Raw genomic sequence first — 2,434 nt, 5'->3', positions numbered from 1 at the left:
GGCCTCTTGACCTGCCCGGGGAGGGAGCGTAAACCGGAGAGGTCATCGGATCGCTCTGGCTGGGTTTCGCACGGCGCGGTCCGCCCTCGGTCTCGTCAACGTGCTGGAGCCAGCCATGGGTACCGAGCGCTTCGATGTTCTCCGCGGCCAGGTCCGCGGCCAGGTCATAGAGGGCGATGATCCCGAGTACGAGGTGGCGCGCCACGTCTTCAACGGCATGGTGGACCGGCGGCCCGCCGCGATCCTGCGGGTGTCCCAGGTCGCCGACGTCATGGCGGCCGTCCGGTTCGCCCACGGGCTCGGCATCGACGTTGCCCTCCGGGGCGGCGGCCACAGCGCGCCGGGTTTCGGGACGGTCGACGGCGGGCTCGTCCTCGACTTCTCGGCCCGCCGCGGAGTCCGGGTCGACCCCGCAGCGAGGACGGCCCGCGTCGAGGCGGGCGCGACTTGGGCCGACTTCAATCACGCGACCCACGCGTTCGGCCTCGCGAGCACGGGTGGCATCATCGGCACGACCGGCGTCGCCGGCCTGACTCTGGGGGGCGGGATCGGCTACCTGGCCCGGAAGCACGGACTCTCGTGCGACAACCTGATCTCAGCAGACGTCGTCCTGGCCGATGGCACCTTCGTGACGGCCTGCGAGACGGCGAACGCAGACCTGTTCTGGGCCCTGCGCGGCGGCAGCGGGAACTTCGGGGCCGTGACCTCGTTCGAGTTCCGGCTGCATCCGGTCGACATGGTCCACGTGGGGCTCGTCTTCTACGACGCGGCACTCGGGGCCGACATCGGCGCCTCGTACCGCGAGTGGCTCGCCGACGAGCCGGAGGAGATGGGCGCCTTCCTCGGTTTCCACCAGGGGCCCCCGGTCCCGTTCCTCCCGGAGGAGTGGCACGGCAGGCCGGTCGCAGTGGTTGCCGGCATGTGGACGGGCGACGTCGACGCCGGACCGGCCCACTGGCAGCCCCTGCTCGACGCTGGACCGGTGCTCGGTTCCATGTTCGCCCCTCTCCCGTATCCGGCCCTCAACATCATGTTCGACGGCCTCAGCGGGGTCCCCGGGCTCCAGGGCTACTGGAAGGCGGACTTCCTCCGTACGCTCAGCGACGACGCGCTCCGCGTGGCGGTCGAGCACTCCGCCGGCATCCCCACCGTGCACTCGGCCAACCACTTCTACCCCATCGACGGCGCGGTCCAGCGTGTGGCCCCCGATGCCACGGCCTTCCCCTACCGCGACGTCCGGTTCGCTCCCGTCATCGCCGGGCAGTGGCCCGACCCCTCGGAGAACAGCCAGAACATCTCTTGGGTCCGCGACTACTGGTCCGCCCTCCACGAGTACTCAGAGCCCGGCGGCTACATCAACTTCCAGGACACGGACGACCAGCCCAGGATCGAGGCCAACTACGCCGGGAACTACGCCCGGCTGTCCGCGGTGAAGGCAACGTACGACCCGGACAACTTCTTCCACGTCAACCAGAACATCAAGCCTGCAGCGGCAGCAGCGGCAGATGCCGTGGCCCCGCCGACGGAAGGCGCGCCCACGTTCTGATCGAGGGGGCCGGACCCGAGCTGTCACGGCCCGGGTTCCGGCACTCCTACCTGCTCTGCTTGCCCTCAGTACTTGGTAGCCACGCGGAGCGAGGACCCTTCCACTTGACTTGCGCCTGATCAGGACGCTATTCGGCTTGACCGCCTTTACCGCCATTCCCGCCTCTGAGGACCTTGGAGATCAGACGCCGGAGCCAGTTCCGGCCCGATCAGAGGTCGTCGCCATGGCCCCACTCCCAGCCTTCAAGAGCTCCCGCGTCGCGCCGGCAGCGGTCGTCATCTGCCTCCTGGGTCTCGGGGGGCTGTCCGCCGTCGTTGCTGCTCCGTCTGTTCCGGCCAGCGTGGTCCGTGAGGCCGCTCCAGCTCCCGATCCCGCCGCGGAGCAACACACGCTGGCCCAGCTCGCCCATGAAGCGGCTGACCAGCGGGTGGCGCAGATCGTCGAGAGCGCCCGAGCGGAAGAGTCCCGCCAGCGCGCTGCGCAGGAAGCTGCCGCCCAGCAGGCGGCGGCGCAGCAGGCCCAGCGGCAGGCCGCGGCCCAGGCGCAGGCCGCCCACACACAGCCGGCGCAGGTCGCGGCCGCTCCGCCCGCCGCCGTCCCGCCGGCACCCGCACCCGCCCAGCCGCCGAGCGCCTTCATCCCGGTGGTCGGCGCCGGAGGCCAAGCCTCCGTGGACGCCTGTCAGGGACCGGTCCGCTTCACCCCCGTCACGGTGTCGATCAGCATCGCCGAGCACGACCTGTGCGGTGGATGGAACAGGATGAGCTGGATCCAGCCGGGCACCAAGGTCACGGTGCAGGGCTACGGCACGTTCACGGCCTTCGCCCGGATGGTGGTGCCCAAGGGCGCAGGGGAGGGAGTACTCGGAGGCTTCGCCGGCGGCTACCC

1 protein-coding gene and 1 pseudogene are annotated in these 2,434 nt (G+C 70.6%); both read left to right on the top strand.

Features of this window, described 5'->3' with window-relative positions:
* The first annotated feature begins 115 nt into the window (after window positions 1-115).
* Complete coding sequence (locus tag ACVWWH_RS20110) at window positions 116-1,546, top strand: FAD-binding oxidoreductase (protein ID WP_457317794.1); 1,431 nt, start codon at window positions 116-118, stop codon at window positions 1,544-1,546.
* 223 nt (window positions 1,547-1,769) lie between these two features.
* A pseudogene (locus ACVWWH_RS20105) lies at window positions 1,770-2,434 on the top strand (hypothetical protein); the annotation flags it as partial.

Source organism: Sinomonas sp. RB5 (genome assembly GCF_054063535.1).
Note: the sequence above shows the minus strand (reverse complement) of the source record. Positions and strands in the feature narration are given on the sequence as shown.

What these genes read in the sequence shown, in the direction of transcription:
- ACVWWH_RS20110 (WP_457317794.1), top strand. Translation starts at nt 116, where the DNA reads ATGGGTACCGAGCGCTTCGATGTTCTCCGCGGCCAGGTCCGCGGCCAG.